The organism is Rhizobium sp. SG570, assembly GCF_012275345.1.
GTDB classification, from domain to species: domain Bacteria; phylum Pseudomonadota; class Alphaproteobacteria; order Rhizobiales; family Rhizobiaceae; genus Rhizobium; species Rhizobium lusitanum.
In genome coordinates this window covers 68,613-87,475 of record NZ_JAAZQI010000020.1, presented here as the reverse complement: position 1 = coordinate 87,475, position 18,863 = coordinate 68,613, and the positions used below count along the sequence as shown (strand labels likewise).

The window sequence follows — 18,863 nt, the reverse complement described above, 5'->3', positions numbered from 1 at the left end:
TCGTGCTTGCGCACGAGCCGGATGTTGATCGACGGGTGAAGTTATGCATAAGTCTGAAACGGACGCAATAATTAATTTACAAAATTAAGAAAGAGAAATCGTGAAACTGAAAGGCGACCAGAGCACGTCGCGAGCCCTGAACCGGCGGCTCATCCTGAACCTTCTGAGGCAGGAGGGGCCGAAAAGCCGCGCCGAAATAGCGACGATCACCGGTCTTAGCCCGGCCGCCGTCACCTTCGTCATTGCCGATCTGATCGAGGAAGGACACGTCACCGAAGGCAAGGCGGTGGCCGGGCTTTCGGGCCGGCGGCCCATACCCGTCGAGATCAACTACACCAACGGGTTGGCGATCGGCTTCAAGCTGATGGTCGGCTCGGTGGAATGCGTCGTGACCGATCTGGCAACCAACCCGCTTGCCTCCTGTCGACTGACCCTTATCGATAACGAGCCGGAGAATGTAGCGAAGACGCTGGCCGAAGCCGTGCCCATGCTCGTTGAAGCCGCAGGGCGCCCGCAAGCGCGACTGGCAGGAGTCGGTATTTCCGTGCCCGGTGTCATCGACAACGGTCAGGCCATCTGCGTGCGCAGCTTTCGTTTCAAATGGAACAACGTGCCCCTCGCATCGATGGTGGCGCAAAGGGTCAAGGTGCCTGTCTGGCTCGAGGACGATACGAACGCCTATGCCATCGCCCAACAGCTTTTTGGCCTCGGGCGGCAATATCGCGATATGGCCGTCCTCGCCATCGGTGTCGGCATCAGCTGCGCGCTGATCGTCGATGGAAAGCTCTACCGGGGTGCCCATGGCGCGGCCGGTAAATTCGGCCACACCTTGCATGAGGAGAACGGGCGGCTTTGCGAATGCGGCAAGCGCGGTTGCCTGATGGCCTATTATTCGGAGCCTGCCATGCTGCGCACCTGGCGCGAGGCGACCAGGCGTGACGACAGCCAAAACCTCTCCGATATGCTGGAGGCAGCCAGAGCCGGCGATGCAGAGGTCAGCAGGATCCTTGGCGAGGCAGGTGCCGGGATCGGCAAGGCGCTTGCCAACCTCGTCAACATCACCGACCCCGAGGTGATCGTTGTTGGGGGCGAGGCGGTTTCATTCGGCGATGCTCTTTTCGACCCTCTGAAATCAAGCATGGCTGCCCGCACTTTTTTTGCCTCACCGCCGCTGCTGCCCGATTGGGAAGACAATTCCTGGGCACGTGGTGCAGCAGCCCTCGTCACTCAGAAATTCTTCGACTTCGAGACATCAGGCGGGACGATGGGGAGCAGTGACGCTGATACGACCACGTCGGCGGCATAGAAAACGGTGATCGCCGCCATGCTTGCTGGCAACAGAAAGCGAGCACGCACCCCCAACGGTTCGGTCTTGCATCGCCTGCCCTTTCACGCGACAAACGCCAGATGAGCGCCCCTACAGTCCATCCCTTCGCCTTCGACCCGACCTACGGCATGCAGCTAAAGCAGTTGCTGGCCATCATGCCGCCGGAGGCGCCTGTTGGTTTCGACGATTTCTGGCGGAAGCGCTACAGCGCGGCGATTGCCGTCGATCCGCAACCGAAGCTTCGCCGCAGTAAACTGCGCCACGACAACTGGCACGTCTTCAACATCAGCTACACGTCGACAGGCTCGTTTCAAATCAACGGCTGGCTTCTCATTCCCCGCCAAGGCCGGGTGCGGCGCGGCCTTGTCGTCGGACATGGCTACGGCGGGAGAGACCAGCCCGATCTTGATCTGCCGCTGGAGGAGACAGCGGTGCTGTTCCCCTGTTTCCGCGGCCTGTCCCTCAGTGCCTGCCCGCAACTTCCACCGGATGCGGCCGAACACGTCCTCAGCGGTATCGAAAATCGCGATACCTACGTTATCGGCGGCTGCGTCGAAGATCTCTGGCTCGCCGTATCGACACTTGAGACACTCTATCCCTGGATTGCCGGTCAAATCGGCTACAGCGGTATCAGCTTCGGCGGCGGCATCGGGGCTCTGGCAATTCCCTTCGATGCGCGCATCGACAGCGGCCATCTGGTCGTCCCGACCTTCGGGCATCGGCAGCTTTGGCTGACGCTGCCAACGGTCGGCAGCGCCCAGTCCGTCCAGGCCTATCAGGAGAAGCATGGAAGCGTGTTCGAGACTTTGCGTTTCTTCGATGCAGCGATCGCTGCAAGCCGCATCAAAGTGCCGATGCTCGTAGCCCCTGCCCTTTTCGATCCCGCCGTGGCGCCACCCTGCCAGTTCGCCGTCGCAAATGCGCTACAGAAATTTAACGAAATCTTCATTCTGGATGCCGGCCATTTCGACTATGCTGGCATGGACGAGCAGAATGCGCGTCTGCGTGACAAGGTGGGGCGACTTTTCAAGGTGTCATGAACCGGGAATATCTGCGCTGGTACAGCCCACGGCTGGATCGAGACATGGAGCTGCTGGTCTTCGGCCATGCCGGCGCCAAAGTGCTGATGTTTCCCACGAGGGATGGACGTTTCTGGCAATATGAGCAGATCGGGATCGTTGCCAGCCTTGCGGAAAAATTGAACGCCGGACATCTGCAGCTCTACTGCATCGAAGGGCTCGCCAAGGAAACCTTCTATGGTTCCCATCGGCATCCGGCCGAGCGCATCCGCCGGCATGGGGCTTACGAGGACTATATACTGAACGAAGTTCTGCCGCTTATGGCGCAAAAGAACCCGCATGAATGCACTATCGTCCATGGCTGCAGCCTCGGCGCCTTCCAGGCTGCCAGCCTGGTCTTCCGCTACCCTCACCTCTTCCGCAAGCTCGTCGCTTTTTCCGGTCGTTATGACCTGACGATGCAAATCGAATCCTTCGGCGATCTGTTCGACGGCTATTATGACGACGACATCTACTTTCATACGCCGACGCATTTCCTGCCGGGGCTGAATTGTGATTGGCAGCTGGAAAAGCTGCGACAGGTCGATATCGTCTTGACGATCGGCGATGCCGACCCTTTCCTGGACAACAATCGCCATTTGAGCCGGCTTCTGGCTGACAAGCAGGTCAGCCATCGATTGCATGTCTGGGACGGACGCGCGCACCGTGCCGGCGCGTGGCGCCGGATGGCACCGCTCTACATTTGAGCACGGCCCCAAGGCTTGATCAGCAATTGCTGTGAATGAACCTAGATCAGACCAACGGGGATGGGTCTGATCACCTTGCGCGCGCCATAGTCACGCTCATGCGATTTGCGGTGCTGTTGCTCGTGGCTTGTGGAGAAGTCGATAAGAATGCGCTCCACCATGCCATCCGGATAGGTTCCGGTGTCGTCGGTCTCTACCTCCGACTGTGCAGTGACGATCTTCAAATTCATCTCGATTCCTCCGGCTTGGCACGGAAACCCTTGATTCCATGGTTTGTTCCACTAGTATCCGCACAATTGTTAAAAAATTAACTACGTCCGTTAATCAAATCGGGCGCTGCGGTATCGACCTTGAACGGCTCGCCGGATTGGAACATTGTTGCAATCTTGGCGTTCAATCTCCAACTGGATTGGAGGGCTTGATGTATCGATCCAAATCGCCCAGCACACGGCGCCGGTTGCAGCCGCCAATGCAATTCTCATCGACTTCGACCTCTTTCGGTTCCAGATCCTGTTAGGGATTCCGGCCGCGCCTTTGCATGCCTTCGATCAATCACTGTCAAATCGGCGGATAGACTGGAGCAGATCATGGCCATTCTCATAACATCGATCATTCTGTCGCTTATCGGGCTCGCGCTCGGCGGCGGCGGGCTTTGGCTTGTGCTGCTCGGCGGCAGCTTCTTCTACCTTCTCGCCGGCCTCGCCTTTCTCGCGACGGCGATTTTGCTCTCCATGCGCAAGGCGGCCGCGCTCTGGCTCTATGCGATTTTCGTAATCGCCGCGCTTGGCTGGGCCATATGGGAGGTGGGGTTCGACTGGTGGCAGCTCGGTCCGCGCGGCGGACTCATCATCCTGATCGGACTATGGCTGCTGACACCATGGATCCGGCGCCCACTGGGGTTTCGCAGCCTTGATGGTGTCCACTATGGGGCCAATCCCTGGCCGCTCGCGATACCCCTGATCATCGCCGTTCTCATTGCAGTTTATTCCATGACGACCAACCCTCACGACCTCTCAGCCGATCTGCCAACGACGGTGGTGGCGAACGCTCCCATGGGAGGCAATGGGCCGAATGGCGAATGGCATCAATATGGCCGCACATCTTTCGGCCAGCGCTATTCGCCGCTCGACCAGATCAATGCGCAGAATGTCGCCACCCTCAAGGAAGTGTGGCGTTACCAGACCGGCGACGTGAAACGCCCGGACGATATTGGCGAGACAACCTATCAGGTCACGCCGCTCAAGGTCGGCGACACGTTGTTCCTGTGCACGCCGCACAGCCTGGCGATTGCGATCGATGCCAAGGACGGCAAGGAAAAATGGCGTTACGATGCGAATGCCGGGATGAACCCCAATCGCCAGCATCAGACCTGCCGCGGCGTCTCCTATTATCACGACAAGACCGTCACCGCCGGAGCGCCTTGCGCAGACCGCGTCTACCTGCCGACCTCCGACGCCCGGCTGATCGCCCTTGACACAGCCAATGGCAAGGTCTGCCCGAGCTTCGCCGATCAGGGCACGCTCCATCTCGAAACCGGCATGAAATACAATCCGGCCGGTTACTACTATTCAACATCGCCGCCCGTCATCGTCGCAGACAAGATCATCATCGGCGGCGCGGTCAACGACAACTATTCGACGCAGGAGCAATCCGGCGTCATCCGCGCCTTCGACGCCAGGACCGGCGCACTGCTCTGGAACTGGGATTCGGGCAACCCCGACCAAACGGCACCCTTGCCCGCCGGGCAGACCTATACCACCAATTCGCCGAACAGCTGGTCGATCTCCAGTGCCGACGAAGCGCTCGGCATGGTCTATATCCCGCTTGGCAACCAAACGCCCGATCAGCTGGGCATGGGACGCAGCGCCAATGTCGAGCGCTTCTCCTCATCGATGGTCGCGCTGGACATCAACACGGGCCAGCTCAAATGGGTGCAACAATTCGTCCATCACGATCTCTGGGACATGGACGTACCGGCGCAGCCCGTGCTCTTCGACCTGACAAAGGCCGATGGCTCCGTGGTCCCCGCGCTCGTCGCCTCGACCAAACAGGGCGATCTATACGTCCTTGATCGTCGCACTGGCGCTGCGATCATTCCCTTTAAGGAAATCCCGGCGCCTGGCGGCACCATTCCGGAGGATCACGCTTCTCCAACGCAGCCGATCTCGGATCTGACCTTTTCGCCGCCCCCGCTGCAGGAAAAAGATATGTGGGGCGTCTCGCTGTTCGATCAGCTTGCCTGCCGCATTTCCTTCCATCGACATCAGTATGAAGGTCGATACACGCCCCCGTCGCTGCGTGGCTCCATCATCTATCCCGGCAATTTCGGCACTTTCAACTGGGGCAGCGTCGCCGTCGACCCGGAACGCCAAATCATGTTCGGCATGCCGACGTACCTGGCCTTCACGTCGCGGCTCGTGCCGCGCGCCGAGATCCCGCCGAAGGGAGCGGGGGACAAGGGCAGCGAGCAGGGCTTGAACCGCAACGAAGGCTCTCCTTACGGCGTCTATATGGGGCCGTTTCTCGGGCCACTCGGCATTCCCTGCCAGGCGCCGCCCTGGGGCTACGTCGCCGGCGTCGACCTGAAGACCGGCAAGATCGCCTACAAGCACAAGAACGGCACCATCTACGACATGACGCCGCTGCCGCTGCCCATCAAGGTCGGCGTTCCCGGTATCGGCGGACCGATCGTCACCAAGGGCGGCGTTGCTTTCCTGGCTGCGGCCGTGGACGATTATCTGCGGGCCTACGACGTGACAAGCGGCAAGCAGCTCTGGCAGGCGCGCCTGCCGGCGGGCGGCCAGGCAACGCCGATGACCTACACCGCCAGCGACAATAAACAATATGTCGTCATGGTGGCCGGTGGTCATGGCTCCGTCGGCACCAAGCCGGGCGACTACGTCATCGGCTACACCCTGCCATGAGTTGACCTTGAAACGGGCGGGCCTGCTCGCCCCCTTTCACCTGAAGCTTGCAGTCAGTTCTTCGAAGAGCGGACGCGGCTCGACGTGCCATTGCCTTCGGAACTCGCAGGGGGCTCCTCCCAGCCGAAGACGCTGCGGCCGCCATAGGACGAAGATCTGTCGAATTCGCCGACGATGATCTCCTTGAGATCGGGTCCGGTGATATATCGCTCCAGAACTCGGGACTGATCGTCCAGGCGCTTCAGCGCAGCCAGTTCTTCGTCGCGCCCAAGACGCCCCTTCTTCACCGCGGATTTCATCACGCTGATCGTCTCGTCATAGACCTTCAACGGAACTGGAAAAGGATGCCGATCCTTGCCGCCATGGGCGAGCGAAAAGCGTGCCGGATCGGAGAAGCGGCACGGTGCGCCATGAACGACTTCGGCGACCATCGCCAACGCCTTCACCGTCCGTGCGCCAACGCCAGGCGTCAACAGCAGCTCCTCGAAATCCACTGGACCGCGATCGGCAGCCGCCGCGAGATTTCCATGCAAACGCCGCATGTTCACATCCTCCTGACGCACGTCGTGATGTGCGGGCATGATGAGATGCGGCAACATCGGTTGCGCATCGTGTTTTCTACTTACTGGAGCTTGTCCTTCCAGCGCATTGAATTCACGGATAATTTTATCTGGACCCAGTGAAGTGAGGAGATCCAGTTGCCCATTGCGGGAGCGCTCGGCGCGACGATCGGCAAGATTGATGATCTCACCCTGCTCCCTTCCCTCGATTGCCGTATGGGAAGAATCGAGAAAGCTCGTTAGCCCCTCGGACAGCCAGTGATACCGGCGCGCCTGGCGCCGATCGCCGTTCATTCCCTGCTGGACAACAACCCATTTGCCGTCGTCCGCCACGATGAACCCGTGCAGATAGAGATCAAAGCCATCCTGCAAGGCCGCACTGTCGACTTTTGCAATCAATCGACTGGTGGTGGCAAGTGATGTGCCGTCGATGCCGACGCGATCGCCGATATCAACCAATTCACCCGGCGTCTTCCGTGAATGCGAGCCGCGGCCGCCGCAGACATGGATCCCAAGCTCGCCGGAAAGCGGTGTCAGGCCGCGTTTCAACGCGCCGAGGACGCTGGTCGTGATGCCGGAGGAATGCCAGTCCATGCCCATGACAGCGCCAAAGGACTGGAACCAGAAGGGATTGGCGAGCCGACGGAACAGCTCATCGCGTCCGTAATGCTGCACGATCGCCTCGGTGATCACAGCGCCCAGGCGCGTCATCCGGTCTCCCAGCCAGCGCGGCACGCGGCCGCCATGCAAGGGAAGATCAGCCTTTCCAGTTCTGTGTGCCAAGTTCATCACCCACGATCTTCGGAAAGCTGAATGTAGTGCGAACGGCCGATTTGCGCCATCCGCACCGCATTTTATCGAGCCTCACCGGATCCGGGACCGCCTTGCCCGACGAGCGTCAATCGTGGGCGGGATCTTCCCCTGATTATTGACAGTCAGATGGCACTCAAGAGCGACTGCGTAGCAGATAGGAGCGCATTGCCGTAATGCCTTCATCGATATTGACGCGGCCGAAACCTATGCGGAATCGATCGTTCGGCGTCGGGTTGATATCCGAGCGGTAAAGGCTGGCGGGCAACAGCAGCACGCCGGACCGTTCCACCAGATCATGCGCAAAATTCTCCACGCCGTCCGTCCCCTTGTAGCGCGGATAGCAGACGCAGCCGCCATCGGGCGTGTACCAATCGAACAGATGCTCGAACTCGGCAAACAGCGCCTTCAACTTTACCAGATTGGAAGCGATCAGCCGGTTGTTGCGGTCGAGGATTCTGTCGGCATTGAGCAGGGCGATTTTCGCCAGGCTTTCGCTCGGGCCGGCATTGCAGATGGAGAGATAGTGTTTCATCCGCTCCATCTTCAAAATCACGCCGTGATCGCGGCAGGCGATCCAGCCGATGCGCAGGCCCGGCAGTCCATAGGCTTTCGACATCACGCCCAGCGACAGGCCCCGCTCATAGGCGTCGGCCGCCGCCGGCAATACCGGTTTGCCTTCGACGGTCAGGCCGCGATAGACTTCGTCGCTGAAGAGCCAGATGCCATGCCGGCGGCAGAGATCCACCAGCGCATCGAACCGCTCCCTTTCAAGGACCTTGCCTGTGGGATTGTGCGGGAAATTGATCGAAATCAGCTTGGTATTCGGCCGGATTGCCGCGCTGACCGCGTCGATATCGAGCGACCAGCCGTCCTGCGGATCAAGCGCCACGGCAGAGACGTCACAGATGCTCAACGGTATCGTTTCGGACGATTGGTAGTTGGGTGTCACGACGATCGCATGGTCGCCCTTTTCGAGAAGCGCATGCATGGCGATGTAGATGGCCTCCTCCGCTCCGGCGAAGCAAAGGATATCCGCTCGCTGCATCTGCAGATACAGGCCGGCGATGATGTCGCGCAGTGCCGGATCACCGAAGGTCTCCGTATAGCCAAGCCATAGGTTCTCATGAGTTTGTCGCTGCTCCGGCGTCGCCATATCAAGCAGCTCCGCCATCGTCATACTCTGCGCGTCGGAGGCAGTCATGTGATAGCGCGCGCTGAACTCCCACTTCGAAAAATAGGTCTCGAGCTTGAAATCTGGCAGCAGCGGCATGGTGCATTTCTCCGACATCTATGGTGATCGGTACCGATTGGCACCAACTCCCTACGGCCGCAAAACTAGAAGCGAGTTGACAAATTGTCAAATACAGAGTTTTTGTCTATTCCCGTAGCCGGAGCGCAGCGATGCCAGGAAAGACAGCCTCGAACATGCACGGATCGACTGGAAACGAGGACATTATGGTCTTCGCGCCCATTGCCGAGGCGGTGGCGACCTTGCTCAAGCCACATGCAGAAGTCGTCATCCACGATCTGAGAACGCAGACGATCGCCTATATCGCCAACAACCTGTCGCGGCGCGAAGTCGGCGGCTCGTCGCTTGCAGAGTTGAAAGATATTGGGTCTTTGGGCGCAGATGTCATCGGTCCTTATCGGAAGACGAATTTCGACGGGCGCCAACTCAAGTCCATCACCTCAGTGCTGCGGAACACGGCCGGCGAGCCGTTCGGACTGCTATGCATCAATTTCGATATAGCACCGATCGAAGCGGCACGGGACGCGCTGAACCTCCTGGCGGCATTTCAGGGTGCCGGGGCGCAGCCATCCGCGCTTTTCCGCGCCGATTGGCAGGAGACGGTCAACGCCGCGATCGCGGATTTTCTCGGTGAACGGGGGCTGGCCGCCTCCGCACTCGCCAGGGAAGACCACGCCGCCCTCGTCGAGATGCTGGAACAGGAGGGCTACTTTTCCATCCGCAATCTGGTCCCCTATCTCGCCCGGTTGCTCGGCATTTCACGGGCAACCGTCTACAAGCATCTGCGCGAGGCTCGTCAGAAGGAGCTGCAGACGACGAACGCCGCCTAAGGGCTCGGTGGCCAAACGGTGATGGCGAACTCAGGCCGATGCGGAGATCGGAGCAAAATCGCTCATCGCGCCAGAAAAGGACTTCGGTAGGGGCGAGGCATAGGAGCTGCGTTTGCTGGTTGAGAGGCCGAGCGAAACGAGCGCTTCGGCCTGTTTGACCGCCGCGGCCACGCCGTCCACCACCGGGACGCCGTAGATCTCCTGCAATTCCCGCGCAAGATCCGTCATGCCGGCACAGCCGAGCACGATCGCCTCCGCGCCGTCATCGGTGAGCGCGCGTTCGATTTCCGCCCGCAATTTTCCGATCGCGCCGGAAGACGCATTCTCAAGTTCCAGAACCGGGATATCGGAAGCGCGCACCCTGGCGCGACCACCCATGCCATAACGCTGGACGAGGTTATCGATCAGGATCCGCGAACGCTCGAGCGTGGTCACCACGCTGAATCGTTGCGCCAGGAAAGCAGCCGTTGCGACGGCTGATTCGCAGAGCCCGACAACCGGAACATCGCAAAACATGCGTGCCGCCTCGAGGCCGGTATCATCGAAACAGCAGATGATCGCGGCATCGTAGCCTGCGGCCTGCCGTTCCTTCAGTTCGCGCAGCAGGCCGGGCACGGCAAGGGCTCCATCATAATAGCCTTCGATGGAGGCCGGCCCCATCTGCGAGGTGGCGGCGATGATTTCGGTGCCAGAGGCTGCGACCGCGCGGGCCGCTATCGCCGCCTTTTCGGTCATGGAGGCGGTCGTATTCGGATTGATAAGCAATAGGCGCATGATCTCAGCTCTTCTTGGCCTGACGGCGGCCAAGCATGGTCATAATTGCGAGCGCCAGGAGAATGATGGTGAAGGAGAAGAGCGTCGTCACCGTTCCGAGCGCATAGAGCACCGGCGTCGTGACGTTCGTCGTCATCCCGTAGATTTCGAGGGGCAAAGTGTTGTAGGTGCCCGACGTCATCAAAGTACGGGCGAATTCGTCATAGGACAGCGTGAAGCCGAACAGGCCGACGCCGATCAGGCTCGGCGCGATCATCGGCAGCACGACATGGCGGAAGGTCTGCCACGACGTGGCGCCCAGGTCCCGCGCAGCTTCTTCATATGCTGGCGAGAAGCGGTTGAAGACGGCGAACATGATCAGCACGCCGAAGGGCAAGGTCCAGGTCAGATGCGCGCCGAAGGCCGAGGAATACCAGGCGGGTGCAAGACCGCCCTGCTGGAAGACCACGCCGATGCCGAGCGAGATGATGATCGACGGCACCACGAGGCTTGCGACCGTGGCATAGAACAGAAACGTCGATCCGCGGAACCGGCGGCGAAAAGCAAGGCCTGCCAACAGCGAGACGACGACGGTCACGATCATCACCATGATGCCGAGGATCAGGGATCGCTGGAAGGAGGCGCCGAAATCGCCGACCGCCTGCTTCTCGAAGAGATTGGCGAACCAATGCAGCGACACGCCGTTCAACGGAAAGGTCAGGCCGCCGTCTGGACCCTGGAAGGACAGGATGACGATCGCCGACAGCGGGCCGTAAAGGAACAGCACGAAAATGGTGAAGAAGATCGCCAGGACATAAAATTCCAGGCTGCGCTTTTCGTGGTTCATCTCAAAGCTCCTTGCGGATATCGACGATGCGCAGGATGGCGGCAACCATCAGCAGCACGACGACGAGCAGCACCACGGCATTGGCGGCCGCGGCCGGATATTGCAGCAGCGACATCTGGTTCTTCATCATCAGGGCGATGGACGCGCTCTGGCCGCCGGACATCACCTGCACGGTCGAAAAATCCGCCATGACGAGGGTGACGACGAAGATGCTGCCGATCGCCATGCCGGGCTTGGCAAGCGGGATCACCACGTTCCAGAGCACCTGCCATCCGCTGGCGCCGGCGTCGCGAGCGGCCTCGAACAGCGAGCGATCGATGCGCATCAGCGTGTTGAAGATCGGCGTCACCATGAACAGCGTATAGAGGTGCACCATGGCCAGCACGACGGCGAAATCCGAATAGAGCAGCCATTCGATCGGCTTTGGAATGAGGCCCATCTCGATCAGCGTCGAATTGACCAGCCCGTTGCGCCCAAGCACCGGGATCCACGAGATCATGCGGATGATGTTCGATGTCATGAACGGCACGGTGCAGACGAGAAAGAGGATCATCTGGGTCGATGTGCGGCGGATGTGGAAGGCGAGGAAATACGCGACCCAGAAGCCGATGAATAGTGTCAGACCCCAGACAATGACAGTGAATTTCAATGTGTTGAGGTAGGTTTTCCAAGTAACCCATGAACCCAGCGTGTCGGTGTAGTTCGTGGTCAGGAAGGCGGGATAGAGGCCGGCGAAATCATAGTCCCAGAAACTGACCACGCCGATCATCGCGATCGGCAACAGGAAGAAGAAGCCGAGGATCAGAAAGAGCGGCGTTGCCTGGAGATAGGAAACGAGCCTCAGGGGCACGCGAAAGCTGCGCCCTGATTTTGCTGTTGCTTGGTCCGTTTCTGATGAAGCGATCGTCGCCATGGCCCGGTTTCTCCGTTAGCGGCTTCCTCCCCCCAACTTGGGCGGGGAGAGGATTTAATGGGTAGAGGCGGTACCGATTAGGCCGCGATGAATTCGTTCCAGCGGCGGACCATGTAGCGGTCTTCGTCCATGACCGAGTTCCAGCAAGCAACCGCGCCCATGCGGGCCTCGAAGGAGCCGCCGTCGCGAACGGCACCGGCCTTCTCCATGACCTTGCCTTCCGGAGAAAGGATATCGCCCTGCGCCGGCTTGCCTTCGATCCAGTAGCCCCATTCGTCGGCCGACATGAAGCCCTTGGCGGTTTCCATGCAGGCGGAATAGTAGCCCTGGCGGTTGAGGTAGCCGCCGACCCAGCCGGACGTGTACCAGTTGATGTATTCATAGGCGGCGTCGAGCTGGGCGCCCTTCAGATGCGAGGCGAGGCCGAGACCGCCGCCCCAGGCGCGATAGCCTTCCTTGAGCGGCTGGAAGGTGCAGGCGATGCCCTTCGAGCGAACGGCAGCGACAGCCGGCGACCACATCGACTGGATGACGACTTCGCCTGAGGCCATCAGGTTGACGCTTTCGTCGAAGGACTTCCAGAAGGCGCGGAACTGGCCTTCACCCTTGGTCTTGATCAGGAAATCGATCGTCTTGTCGATTTCCGCCTTCGTCATGTTGCCCTTGTTGGCATATTTGATCTTGCCGGCGGCTTCCATGATCATTGCGGCATCCATGATGCCGATCGACGGGATGTTGAGGATGGCGGTCTTGCCCTTGAAGGCCGGATCGAGAATATCGGCCCAGCTGGTGATCGGACGGCCTGTCAGGTCGGGACGAATGCCGAGCGTGTCGGCGTTATAGATGGTCGGAACCATCGTCATCCACTGCGTCGGCTCCTTGGCGAATTTCTTGGAACCCTGGCCTTCGACGAAGCCGACCGTGTGCGGCGCCGTGCCCTGAGCGATGACGCTGTCCGGCTTCAGCTTGCCGTTGATAAAGAGCGGTACGATCTTGTCGTAATATTTCAGCTTCTTGACATCCATCGGCTGCAGTACGCCGACCGGGAACACCTTCTTGGCGATCCAGTATTCGATGTCGGCGATGTCATAGCTGTTCGGCTGCGTGACGGCGCGCTGGGCGGCAGCGTCGGAATCGGTCGCGGTCATTTCCAGCGTGATGCCGAGATCAGCCTTGCACTTCTCGGCGATGGCATTGATGTTCGAAACGCCGGTGCCGAACTGGCGCAGCGTGATGTTCGACTGTGCCCAGATGGTCGGAAAGCCGGTGATGAGGCCGGAGCCTGCGATGGCGCCGGCGGCAGCAGCGCCGGTCTTCAGCAATGAACGGCGGGAAATGCCCTTTGCTGCCTTGGTAGTCTTCGTTTCAGTGGTCATGTCAGTTCCCCTTTTGTGATGCTCAGGATTCATGCGGAAATGCGACCGAGGAGGATGGCATCCTCCATGCCCCAACTCAGAGAGACGGCATCGCCGACCGATAGGAATTTGGCGGCGCTATCGTCGTTGCTTGCGATAACGGTGAAATCGTCGCTGCCGGCGCCGATGACGGTGATCTTCACCGTCGCGCCGCGGTATTCGATGTTGGAGACGACGCCATTGAAGCCGAGGCCCTTTTCGGCGGATTGCGAAAGGCGGACGCGATCGGTGCGGATACCGAAGTCGACCGGCTCTCCGACCTGGCGACCGGCGCCCCGCACGGAAAAGCTTTGTCCTTCCGGCGCGGTCATGGTGATGATGCCGTCATCGCTCGCCGTCACCCGGCCGGACAGCACATTGTGGTCGCCCATGAAGCGCGCAACGAAGGCAGTCGCAGGACGTTCGAAAACCTCTCGCGGCGAAGCCGCCTGCTCGATGCGGCCGTCGTTCATGATGACCATGATGTCGGCGAGCGCCATCGCCTCTTCCTGGCTGTGCGTGACATGGACAAAGGTGATGCCCAGCGTCTTCTGCAGCTTTTTCAGCTCGGCGCGCATGCGGATCTTCAGGAACGGATCGAGCGCCGACAAGGGCTCGTCCAGCAGCAACGCCTCGGGATCGGTGATCAGGGCGCGAGCGAGCGCCACGCGCTGTTGCTGGCCGCCCGAAAGCTGGGCCGGACGGCGGGTCGCATAGGCTTCCATCTGCATGAGCTTCAGCATTTCGAGCGCCTTGGCGCGACGCTCCTCCTTGGCGACACCTTTCATCTTCAGGCTGAAGGCGACGTTGTCGATGAGATCGAGATGCGGAAACAGCGCGTAGGACTGGAACATCATCGCCGTGCCGCGCTTGGCAGGCGGAAAATCGGTGACGACGATATTTCCCAGCCGGACATCGCCCGACGAAATGCTTTCATGCCCCGCGATCATGCGCAGGGTCGATGTCTTGCCGCAGCCGGACGGGCCGAGAAAGCAGCAATAGGACCCTGCCGGTATTTTGAGGCTGATCGCATGCACCGCCGTCGTCGTACCGTAGACCTTCGAAACGGACGCTATATCTATCTCTGCCGCTTTCGACATCATCTTCCCCTTTTGTCTCGGAAAGACAGTGCATCAATCGTGCCAGTTTTGCTGCGCCGCACTAACTGTTTGCGATCTTTGTATTTTTATAGAGATCTAAAATAAACACACTTCACGAGGCAATCGACCGTCTGCACATGAAATAGGCTATTGTCCTCGATAAGTGCAGATAATTGTATACGATTTGACTTTATTTATGCATCAAATTCCGTTTAACTTTTGCAGCAAACCGCGATATCATTTCTCCGATAATCAGGTATGCGATTTCATGAATTCTCAAGCAGACGCGCTGCAGGCGCCCGGCGACTCCACGGAAAACGGTGCACAACAGATCCGCGATGCCCTTCGCGAGGCAATCGTCGAGCGCAGGCTCTCGCCCGGTACGAAACTATCCGAGAGCGATGTGGGTAGCCTGTTCAATGTCAGCCGCACACTGGCGCGCGCCGCCCTGCAGGCTCTTTCCTATGAGGGTCTCGTCAGCGTCGAGAAGAACAGAGGTGCCTTTGTCGCCTACCCTTCCCCCGATGAGGCCAGACAGATCTTCGCGGCCCGCCGTCTGGTGGAGCCCGGCATTCTCAAATCTGCGGCCGAACGTATCACGCCGGCTCAGCTCAAGCACCTGAGGCAGCTCCTCTTAGAAGAAGGGCGGCTGATGAGCGAGCGTGGTCAATCCGCTCGTCGCGCCGAGATCAAGGCATCAGGCGATTTCCATCTGATGCTGGCTTCGATTTCCGGCAACCTCATCATGCAGCGTTTCATGGAAGAGCTGGTCGCGCGCTCCTCGCTGGTGATCGCACTCTACGGCCAGTCGAGCGCCTCGAGCTGTGGCCATGCTGAACATGGCGACATTATCACCGCGCTCGAGCGCAAGGATATCGATACGGCCTGCCATCTGATGCTTCATCATATCGCGCATATCGAAGCCGATCTCGATCTGCGCGAGCGCAAGAGTTTTGGCCTGAAGGAAGCCTTCGAGCGCTAAGGGGTCGCCCATATCGGTGCGGCACCCGAACGATTGAGTTTCAGCAGTGAAGGAGAAAGATTTGAGCGCGATCGAGACGCTTTTTACCCGAGCCAAGCTCGCCGACGGCGCGATAAAGGACATCGGCGTTACTGACGGACGCATCGTTTCGATCGAGCCGGCAGGATCGGCAGTCACAGCGGGCGAGATCGTCGAACTCGAAGGCGCGTTGGTCGTTCCCGGTTTTGTCGAGGGACATATCCATCTCGATACAAGTTTTTATGGCGACGCCTGGATACCGCATAAGCCCTGCACCAATGGCTTCGACGTCCACGAACGCGTCGCATTTCAGGCTGAGAACATGGCGCAGGCAGCGCCCATGGACGTGCGGGCGAGGAACCAGCTCGACCTCTGCATCGCCAATGGCAGCACGCATATGCGTAGCCATGTCATGGTCGACGGCTCCGTTGGGCTGAAATCGCTCGAAACCGTGCTCGCCGTGCGTGAGGAATATCGCGGACTGATCGATATCCAGCTTGTCGCCTTCCCGCAAAGCGGCATTCTGAAGAGCCCCGGCACGCCGCAACTCATGGACGAAGCGGTCGCGATGGGTGCCGACCTCGTCGGCGGCCTTGATCCGGCAAGCTTCGACCGCGATGTCGAGAAGCATCTCGACGTCATTTTCGGTATTGCCGAAAAGCATGGCGTCGATGTCGATATTCACCTCCATGATGGCGGCACGCTCGGCCTGTTCACCATCGAGCAGATCTGCGCCCGCACGCGCGCCCTTTCCATGGGCGGACATGTCGCCGTCAGCCACGCCTACGGGCTCGGTGATCTCTCAAGCGAGGCGGCAAAGTGCGCCGCCACTCTCATTGCCGAGAGCGGCGTTTCCATCATGACCAATGCGCCGGGCAATCACGCCTTCCCGCCAGTCGCCGTACTTCGCGCAGCAGGCGTTACCGTCTTCAGCGGCAGCGACAACATTCGTGACTCCTGGTGGCCCTATGGCGATGGCGATATGCTCGGACGCGCGATGATGATCGGCTATCGCTCCGGCTTCTATACCGATGACGAGCTGAGGGCCGCCTTCGACATCGTTACCGAAAGCGGTGCCAAGGCGCTACGCCTTGAAGACTATGGCTTGCGCGTCGGCGCGAAAGCCGATTTTGTGACGTTGAAGGCCGAGCATGTGCCCGAGGCGGTCGTCGCGGTTCCGAAAGGGCGTTCCGTTTACAAGGCCGGCAAGCTCATCGCCAGAGACGGTGCCGTCCTGCGGAACTGACAAAGCACCGGCATTCAGCTTACGAAAATAAGGTAGCCCGATGCTCGACCTGGTGATTTCCAATGTTCGTATCGCCAACCGCGAGGGCTGCTTCGACGTCGGCATCAGGGACGGCAGGATTGCCGCAATCGAACATGCCTTGGCAACCGATGCACCGCGGCAGGATATGTGCGGCTGCCTCGCCTTTGGCGGCTTCGTCGATAGCCATATCCATCTCGACAAGGCCTGCATTCTCGATCGCTGCCTGATATGCGAGGGAACGCTGGAGGAAGCGGTCCGTGAGACTGCCAAAGCAAAAGCCGGCTTCACAACCGAGGACGTCTACGCACGCGCGGCCCGTGTCGTCGAAAATGCCATCCTGAACGGTACGACAGCGATGCGGACCTTCGTGGAGGTCGATCCTCGTGCCGGCTTTCGTTCGCTGGATGCGATCAGGCAGATCAGGCGCTCCTATGCCTGGGCGATCGATATTCAGATCTGTGCGTTTGCCCAGGAGGGCCTTACGAACGAGCCTCAAACGACGGACATGCTGGATCGCGCGCTCACCGACGGGGCGGATCTCATCGGCGGCTGTCCCTACACCGATCCCGATCCCCAGGCTCATATCACCAGGATTTTCGATCTGGCCGAGCGTCATGGTGTCGACGTCGATTTCCATCTCGATTTCGATCTCAATCCGTCAGGCTCCGCGATCCCGGCGGTCGTGGCGGAAACCAAGCGGCGGGGCTATGGCGGCCGTGTTTCCATCGGCCATGCCACGAAGCTTTCGGCCATGTCGACACAGGCGGCCGGCGAGCTTGCCGCGCGTCTTGCCGATGCCGGGATAGCCGTGACGGTGCTACCAGCAACGGATCTCTTCCTGCTCGGCCGTGACAGGGATCATCTTATCCCGCGCGGCCTCGCTCCGGCGATGCTGCTTACGGCCAACGGCGTCACCGTGACGGCGGCGACAAACAATGTTCTCAATCCCTTCACTCCTTACGGCGACGCCTCGCTTGGCCGCATGGCCAATCTCTTCGCCAATGTGGCGCAACTCTCGCGGGATGAAGATATCGGCAGGGCATTCGACATGGTTACGGCCAATGCCGCCCGCCTGATGCGACGCAACTATGGTCTGGAACCGGGCGCACCCGCGGATATAGTAGTAGCGGACGCTGCCGATCCACTATCGATGATCCGAGAAATCCGCCAGCCCATAGCCGGCTGGAAGAACGGCAAGCAAACGTTCGTACGGCCGCAGCCGCGCCTGTTGCCTCCTGCAAGCTAGGCCACGAATGGGGCCTCACCCGCCTATCGCTTCAACTCCCGCTCGAATTTCTCGATCTGCTGCAAGACCCATGGATCGTCGGCGGAATACTGAATCGTCTCGGCCTCCAGCCGCCGCTGGCGACGACGCTTAATCCAGTCGATGAAAGCGAGAAGCAGCCGCATGCGTATATCCAAGTCTTCAATATCTGCGAGGCCCGACAACCAGGCGTAAGCCGCAAGGAAGCCGGGCCTCGACAACCGCAAGGCGTTGCGGCAACTATCTATTTGCCCGCGCCTAAATGAACGGTAGCTGAACACATTTACACGGAAAGATGGTTTTCTTCTCGGCCTTCGCATCCATAGGGAAGCTTGACGAGCTACAACCCATGCTCTGAAGAAGCCAAAAGCAGCCGGCATCGGCGACATGGTTCAGGGATGAAAAGCTTTTTTATGCGAGCGTACCGCTATCGCCCAATCTGACCTAGCCGAGCAGAATGACCACCGCTAAACAACGCCACGTCGCTTCCGATTTCCCCGGAGCGGCACAAGCTTGGCCTCGCCTTTGCGAGGCCTTTTTCTTTTTGGCAGAGATGTTGCTACCGGCGCGGCTCGCCGCCCGGTGCATAGACCGTGTCCTGTTCGAAACGGAAGACGGCGCCGCAGCGGCAACGCATCATATGCTTGCGCGGGTCGGGCGACGGCCGTTCGGTGGAGAAGCCGCGGGGCATCTCATCGATCTTGAAATCGCGGCTGGGTGCCCGACGGTTGTCGGTCTCGGAAACCTCGGCAAAACCGGCGTGCCCGCATCTCGCACATTCCAGCTTCCGTGAATATCGATCTCGCGCGGCCATTCTCTTCCAACTCGGGGACTCACATTGGGCCCTTTCTATCAGC

At 59.8% G+C, this 18,863-nt stretch carries 18 protein-coding genes; 8 read left to right on the top strand and 10 right to left on the bottom strand.

Annotation, left to right across the window (positions count from 1 at the left end; genetic code table 11):
• Positions 1 to 100 precede the first annotated feature (100 nt).
• The 3 genes from FHT28_RS29625 (at position 101) to FHT28_RS29615 (ending at position 3,092) form a co-directional block, all read left to right on the top strand.
• Entirely contained in the window at positions 101 to 1,306 is a 1,206-nt protein-coding gene (locus FHT28_RS29625) for an ROK family transcriptional regulator (protein WP_047560136.1), read from the top strand.
• Between the two features lie 101 nt (positions 1,307 to 1,407).
• Positions 1,408 to 2,367: an acetylxylan esterase gene (locus tag FHT28_RS29620; protein WP_168598161.1), complete on the top strand. Its 960-nt coding sequence runs from the start codon at positions 1,408 to 1,410 to the stop codon at positions 2,365 to 2,367.
• Positions 2,364 to 3,092, top strand: coding sequence for an alpha/beta hydrolase-fold protein (locus FHT28_RS29615; RefSeq protein ID WP_168598160.1), 729 nt, complete (start codon positions 2,364 to 2,366; stop codon positions 3,090 to 3,092). Before FHT28_RS29620 ends, FHT28_RS29615 begins: the two co-directional genes overlap by 4 nt.
• 41 nt (positions 3,093 to 3,133) lie before the next feature.
• Here the strand turns inward: FHT28_RS29615 and FHT28_RS29610 are convergent, their stop codons facing one another.
• Positions 3,134 to 3,322 (bottom strand): hypothetical protein, encoded by a 189-nt coding sequence (locus tag FHT28_RS29610; RefSeq protein WP_037197510.1) that lies wholly within the window; start codon positions 3,320 to 3,322, stop codon positions 3,134 to 3,136.
• Positions 3,323 to 3,679: 357 nt separating this feature from the next.
• Between FHT28_RS29610 and FHT28_RS29605 the strand changes: the two genes are divergently transcribed.
• On the top strand, positions 3,680 to 6,016 hold the full coding sequence (locus FHT28_RS29605; RefSeq protein WP_168598159.1) for a glucose/quinate/shikimate family membrane-bound PQQ-dependent dehydrogenase: 2,337 nt from the start codon (positions 3,680 to 3,682) through the stop codon (positions 6,014 to 6,016).
• Positions 6,017 to 6,069: 53 nt separating this feature from the next.
• On the opposite strand, the gene FHT28_RS29600 is transcribed toward FHT28_RS29605, so the two are convergent.
• Complete coding sequence (locus FHT28_RS29600) at positions 6,070 to 7,359, bottom strand: DUF763 domain-containing protein (protein WP_168598158.1); 1,290 nt, start codon at positions 7,357 to 7,359, stop codon at positions 6,070 to 6,072.
• Between the two features lie 163 nt (positions 7,360 to 7,522).
• A complete protein-coding gene (locus FHT28_RS29595) occupies positions 7,523 to 8,659 on the bottom strand; it encodes an aminotransferase class I/II-fold pyridoxal phosphate-dependent enzyme (protein WP_168598157.1) in 1,137 nt (378 codons plus the stop codon).
• 131 nt (positions 8,660 to 8,790) lie between these two features.
• Here FHT28_RS29595 and FHT28_RS29590 point away from each other — a divergent pair, with 131 nt between their 5' ends.
• Entirely contained in the window at positions 8,791 to 9,468 is a 678-nt protein-coding gene (locus tag FHT28_RS29590; RefSeq protein ID WP_168598156.1) for a PAS domain-containing protein, read from the top strand.
• A 30-nt stretch (positions 9,469 to 9,498) separates the two neighbouring features.
• Here FHT28_RS29590 and FHT28_RS29585 read toward each other — a convergent pair whose 3' ends face one another.
• The 5 genes from FHT28_RS29585 to FHT28_RS29565 all read right to left on the bottom strand — a co-directional run bounded on the left by FHT28_RS29585 (position 9,499) and on the right by FHT28_RS29565 (position 14,475).
• Entirely contained in the window at positions 9,499 to 10,242 is a 744-nt protein-coding gene (locus FHT28_RS29585; RefSeq protein WP_047560145.1) for an aspartate/glutamate racemase family protein, read from the bottom strand.
• A gap of 4 nt (positions 10,243 to 10,246) precedes the next feature.
• Positions 10,247 to 11,068, bottom strand: a complete 822-nt coding sequence (locus FHT28_RS29580) for an ABC transporter permease (protein WP_047560148.1) — start codon at positions 11,066 to 11,068, stop codon at positions 10,247 to 10,249.
• 1 nt (position 11,069) lies between these two features.
• The gene (locus FHT28_RS29575) at positions 11,070 to 11,981 is read right to left on the bottom strand and encodes an ABC transporter permease (RefSeq protein WP_168598155.1); all 912 of its coding nucleotides are present in this window, start codon (positions 11,979 to 11,981) and stop codon (positions 11,070 to 11,072) included.
• A gap of 77 nt (positions 11,982 to 12,058) precedes the next feature.
• Positions 12,059 to 13,357, bottom strand: coding sequence for a PotD/PotF family extracellular solute-binding protein (locus FHT28_RS29570; RefSeq protein ID WP_037197500.1), 1,299 nt, complete (start codon positions 13,355 to 13,357; stop codon positions 12,059 to 12,061).
• A gap of 29 nt (positions 13,358 to 13,386) precedes the next feature.
• Positions 13,387 to 14,475 carry an ABC transporter ATP-binding protein gene (locus tag FHT28_RS29565; RefSeq protein WP_037197499.1) on the bottom strand — a complete coding sequence of 363 codons (1,089 nt, stop codon included), beginning with the start codon at positions 14,473 to 14,475 and terminating at the stop codon, positions 13,387 to 13,389.
• A 268-nt stretch (positions 14,476 to 14,743) separates the two neighbouring features.
• On the opposite strand from FHT28_RS29565, the gene FHT28_RS29560 reads away from it, so the two are divergent.
• From FHT28_RS29560 to FHT28_RS29550, 3 genes are all read left to right on the top strand, one after another.
• The gene (locus FHT28_RS29560; protein ID WP_168598154.1) at positions 14,744 to 15,457 is read left to right on the top strand and encodes a GntR family transcriptional regulator; all 714 of its coding nucleotides are present in this window, start codon (positions 14,744 to 14,746) and stop codon (positions 15,455 to 15,457) included.
• Between the two features lie 61 nt (positions 15,458 to 15,518).
• A complete protein-coding gene (locus tag FHT28_RS29555; RefSeq protein ID WP_168598153.1) occupies positions 15,519 to 16,721 on the top strand; it encodes an amidohydrolase family protein in 1,203 nt (400 codons plus the stop codon).
• 40 nt (positions 16,722 to 16,761) lie between these two features.
• Complete coding sequence (locus tag FHT28_RS29550) at positions 16,762 to 17,988, top strand: amidohydrolase family protein (RefSeq protein WP_168598152.1); 1,227 nt, start codon at positions 16,762 to 16,764, stop codon at positions 17,986 to 17,988.
• A gap of 23 nt (positions 17,989 to 18,011) precedes the next feature.
• Here FHT28_RS29550 and FHT28_RS29545 read toward each other — a convergent pair whose 3' ends face one another.
• Both FHT28_RS29545 and FHT28_RS29540 read right to left on the bottom strand, forming a co-directional pair.
• Positions 18,012 to 18,152 (bottom strand): hypothetical protein, encoded by a 141-nt coding sequence (locus tag FHT28_RS29545; RefSeq protein WP_168598151.1) that lies wholly within the window; start codon positions 18,150 to 18,152, stop codon positions 18,012 to 18,014.
• Between the two features lie 413 nt (positions 18,153 to 18,565).
• Positions 18,566 to 18,820: a hypothetical protein gene (locus FHT28_RS29540; protein WP_037197495.1), complete on the bottom strand. Its 255-nt coding sequence runs from the start codon at positions 18,818 to 18,820 to the stop codon at positions 18,566 to 18,568.
• Positions 18,821 to 18,863 lie beyond the last annotated feature (43 nt).

Excerpts from the sequence above, each read along its gene's own strand:
- FHT28_RS29620 (WP_168598161.1), top strand. The coding sequence starts at position 1,408 with ATGAGCGCCCCTACAGTCCATCCCTTCGCCTTCGACCCGACCTACGGC.
- FHT28_RS29615 (WP_168598160.1), top strand. The coding sequence starts at position 2,364 with ATGAACCGGGAATATCTGCGCTGGTACAGCCCACGGCTGGATCGAGAC.
- FHT28_RS29610 (WP_037197510.1), bottom strand. The coding sequence starts at position 3,322 with ATGAATTTGAAGATCGTCACTGCACAGTCGGAGGTAGAGACCGACGAC.
- FHT28_RS29605 (WP_168598159.1), top strand. The coding sequence starts at position 3,680 with ATGGCCATTCTCATAACATCGATCATTCTGTCGCTTATCGGGCTCGCG.
- FHT28_RS29595 (WP_168598157.1), bottom strand. The coding sequence starts at position 8,659 with ATGCCGCTGCTGCCAGATTTCAAGCTCGAGACCTATTTTTCGAAGTGG.
- FHT28_RS29590 (WP_168598156.1), top strand. The coding sequence starts at position 8,791 with ATGCCAGGAAAGACAGCCTCGAACATGCACGGATCGACTGGAAACGAG.
- FHT28_RS29585 (WP_047560145.1), bottom strand. The coding sequence starts at position 10,242 with ATGCGCCTATTGCTTATCAATCCGAATACGACCGCCTCCATGACCGAA.
- FHT28_RS29580 (WP_047560148.1), bottom strand. The coding sequence starts at position 11,068 with ATGAACCACGAAAAGCGCAGCCTGGAATTTTATGTCCTGGCGATCTTC.
- FHT28_RS29575 (WP_168598155.1), bottom strand. The coding sequence starts at position 11,981 with ATGGCGACGATCGCTTCATCAGAAACGGACCAAGCAACAGCAAAATCA.
- FHT28_RS29570 (WP_037197500.1), bottom strand. The coding sequence starts at position 13,357 with ATGACCACTGAAACGAAGACTACCAAGGCAGCAAAGGGCATTTCCCGC.
- FHT28_RS29565 (WP_037197499.1), bottom strand. The coding sequence starts at position 14,475 with ATGTCGAAAGCGGCAGAGATAGATATAGCGTCCGTTTCGAAGGTCTAC.
- FHT28_RS29560 (WP_168598154.1), top strand. The coding sequence starts at position 14,744 with ATGAATTCTCAAGCAGACGCGCTGCAGGCGCCCGGCGACTCCACGGAA.
- FHT28_RS29550 (WP_168598152.1), top strand. The coding sequence starts at position 16,762 with ATGCTCGACCTGGTGATTTCCAATGTTCGTATCGCCAACCGCGAGGGC.
- FHT28_RS29545 (WP_168598151.1), bottom strand. The coding sequence starts at position 18,152 with ATGCGGCTGCTTCTCGCTTTCATCGACTGGATTAAGCGTCGTCGCCAG.
- FHT28_RS29540 (WP_037197495.1), bottom strand. The coding sequence starts at position 18,820 with ATGGCCGCGCGAGATCGATATTCACGGAAGCTGGAATGTGCGAGATGC.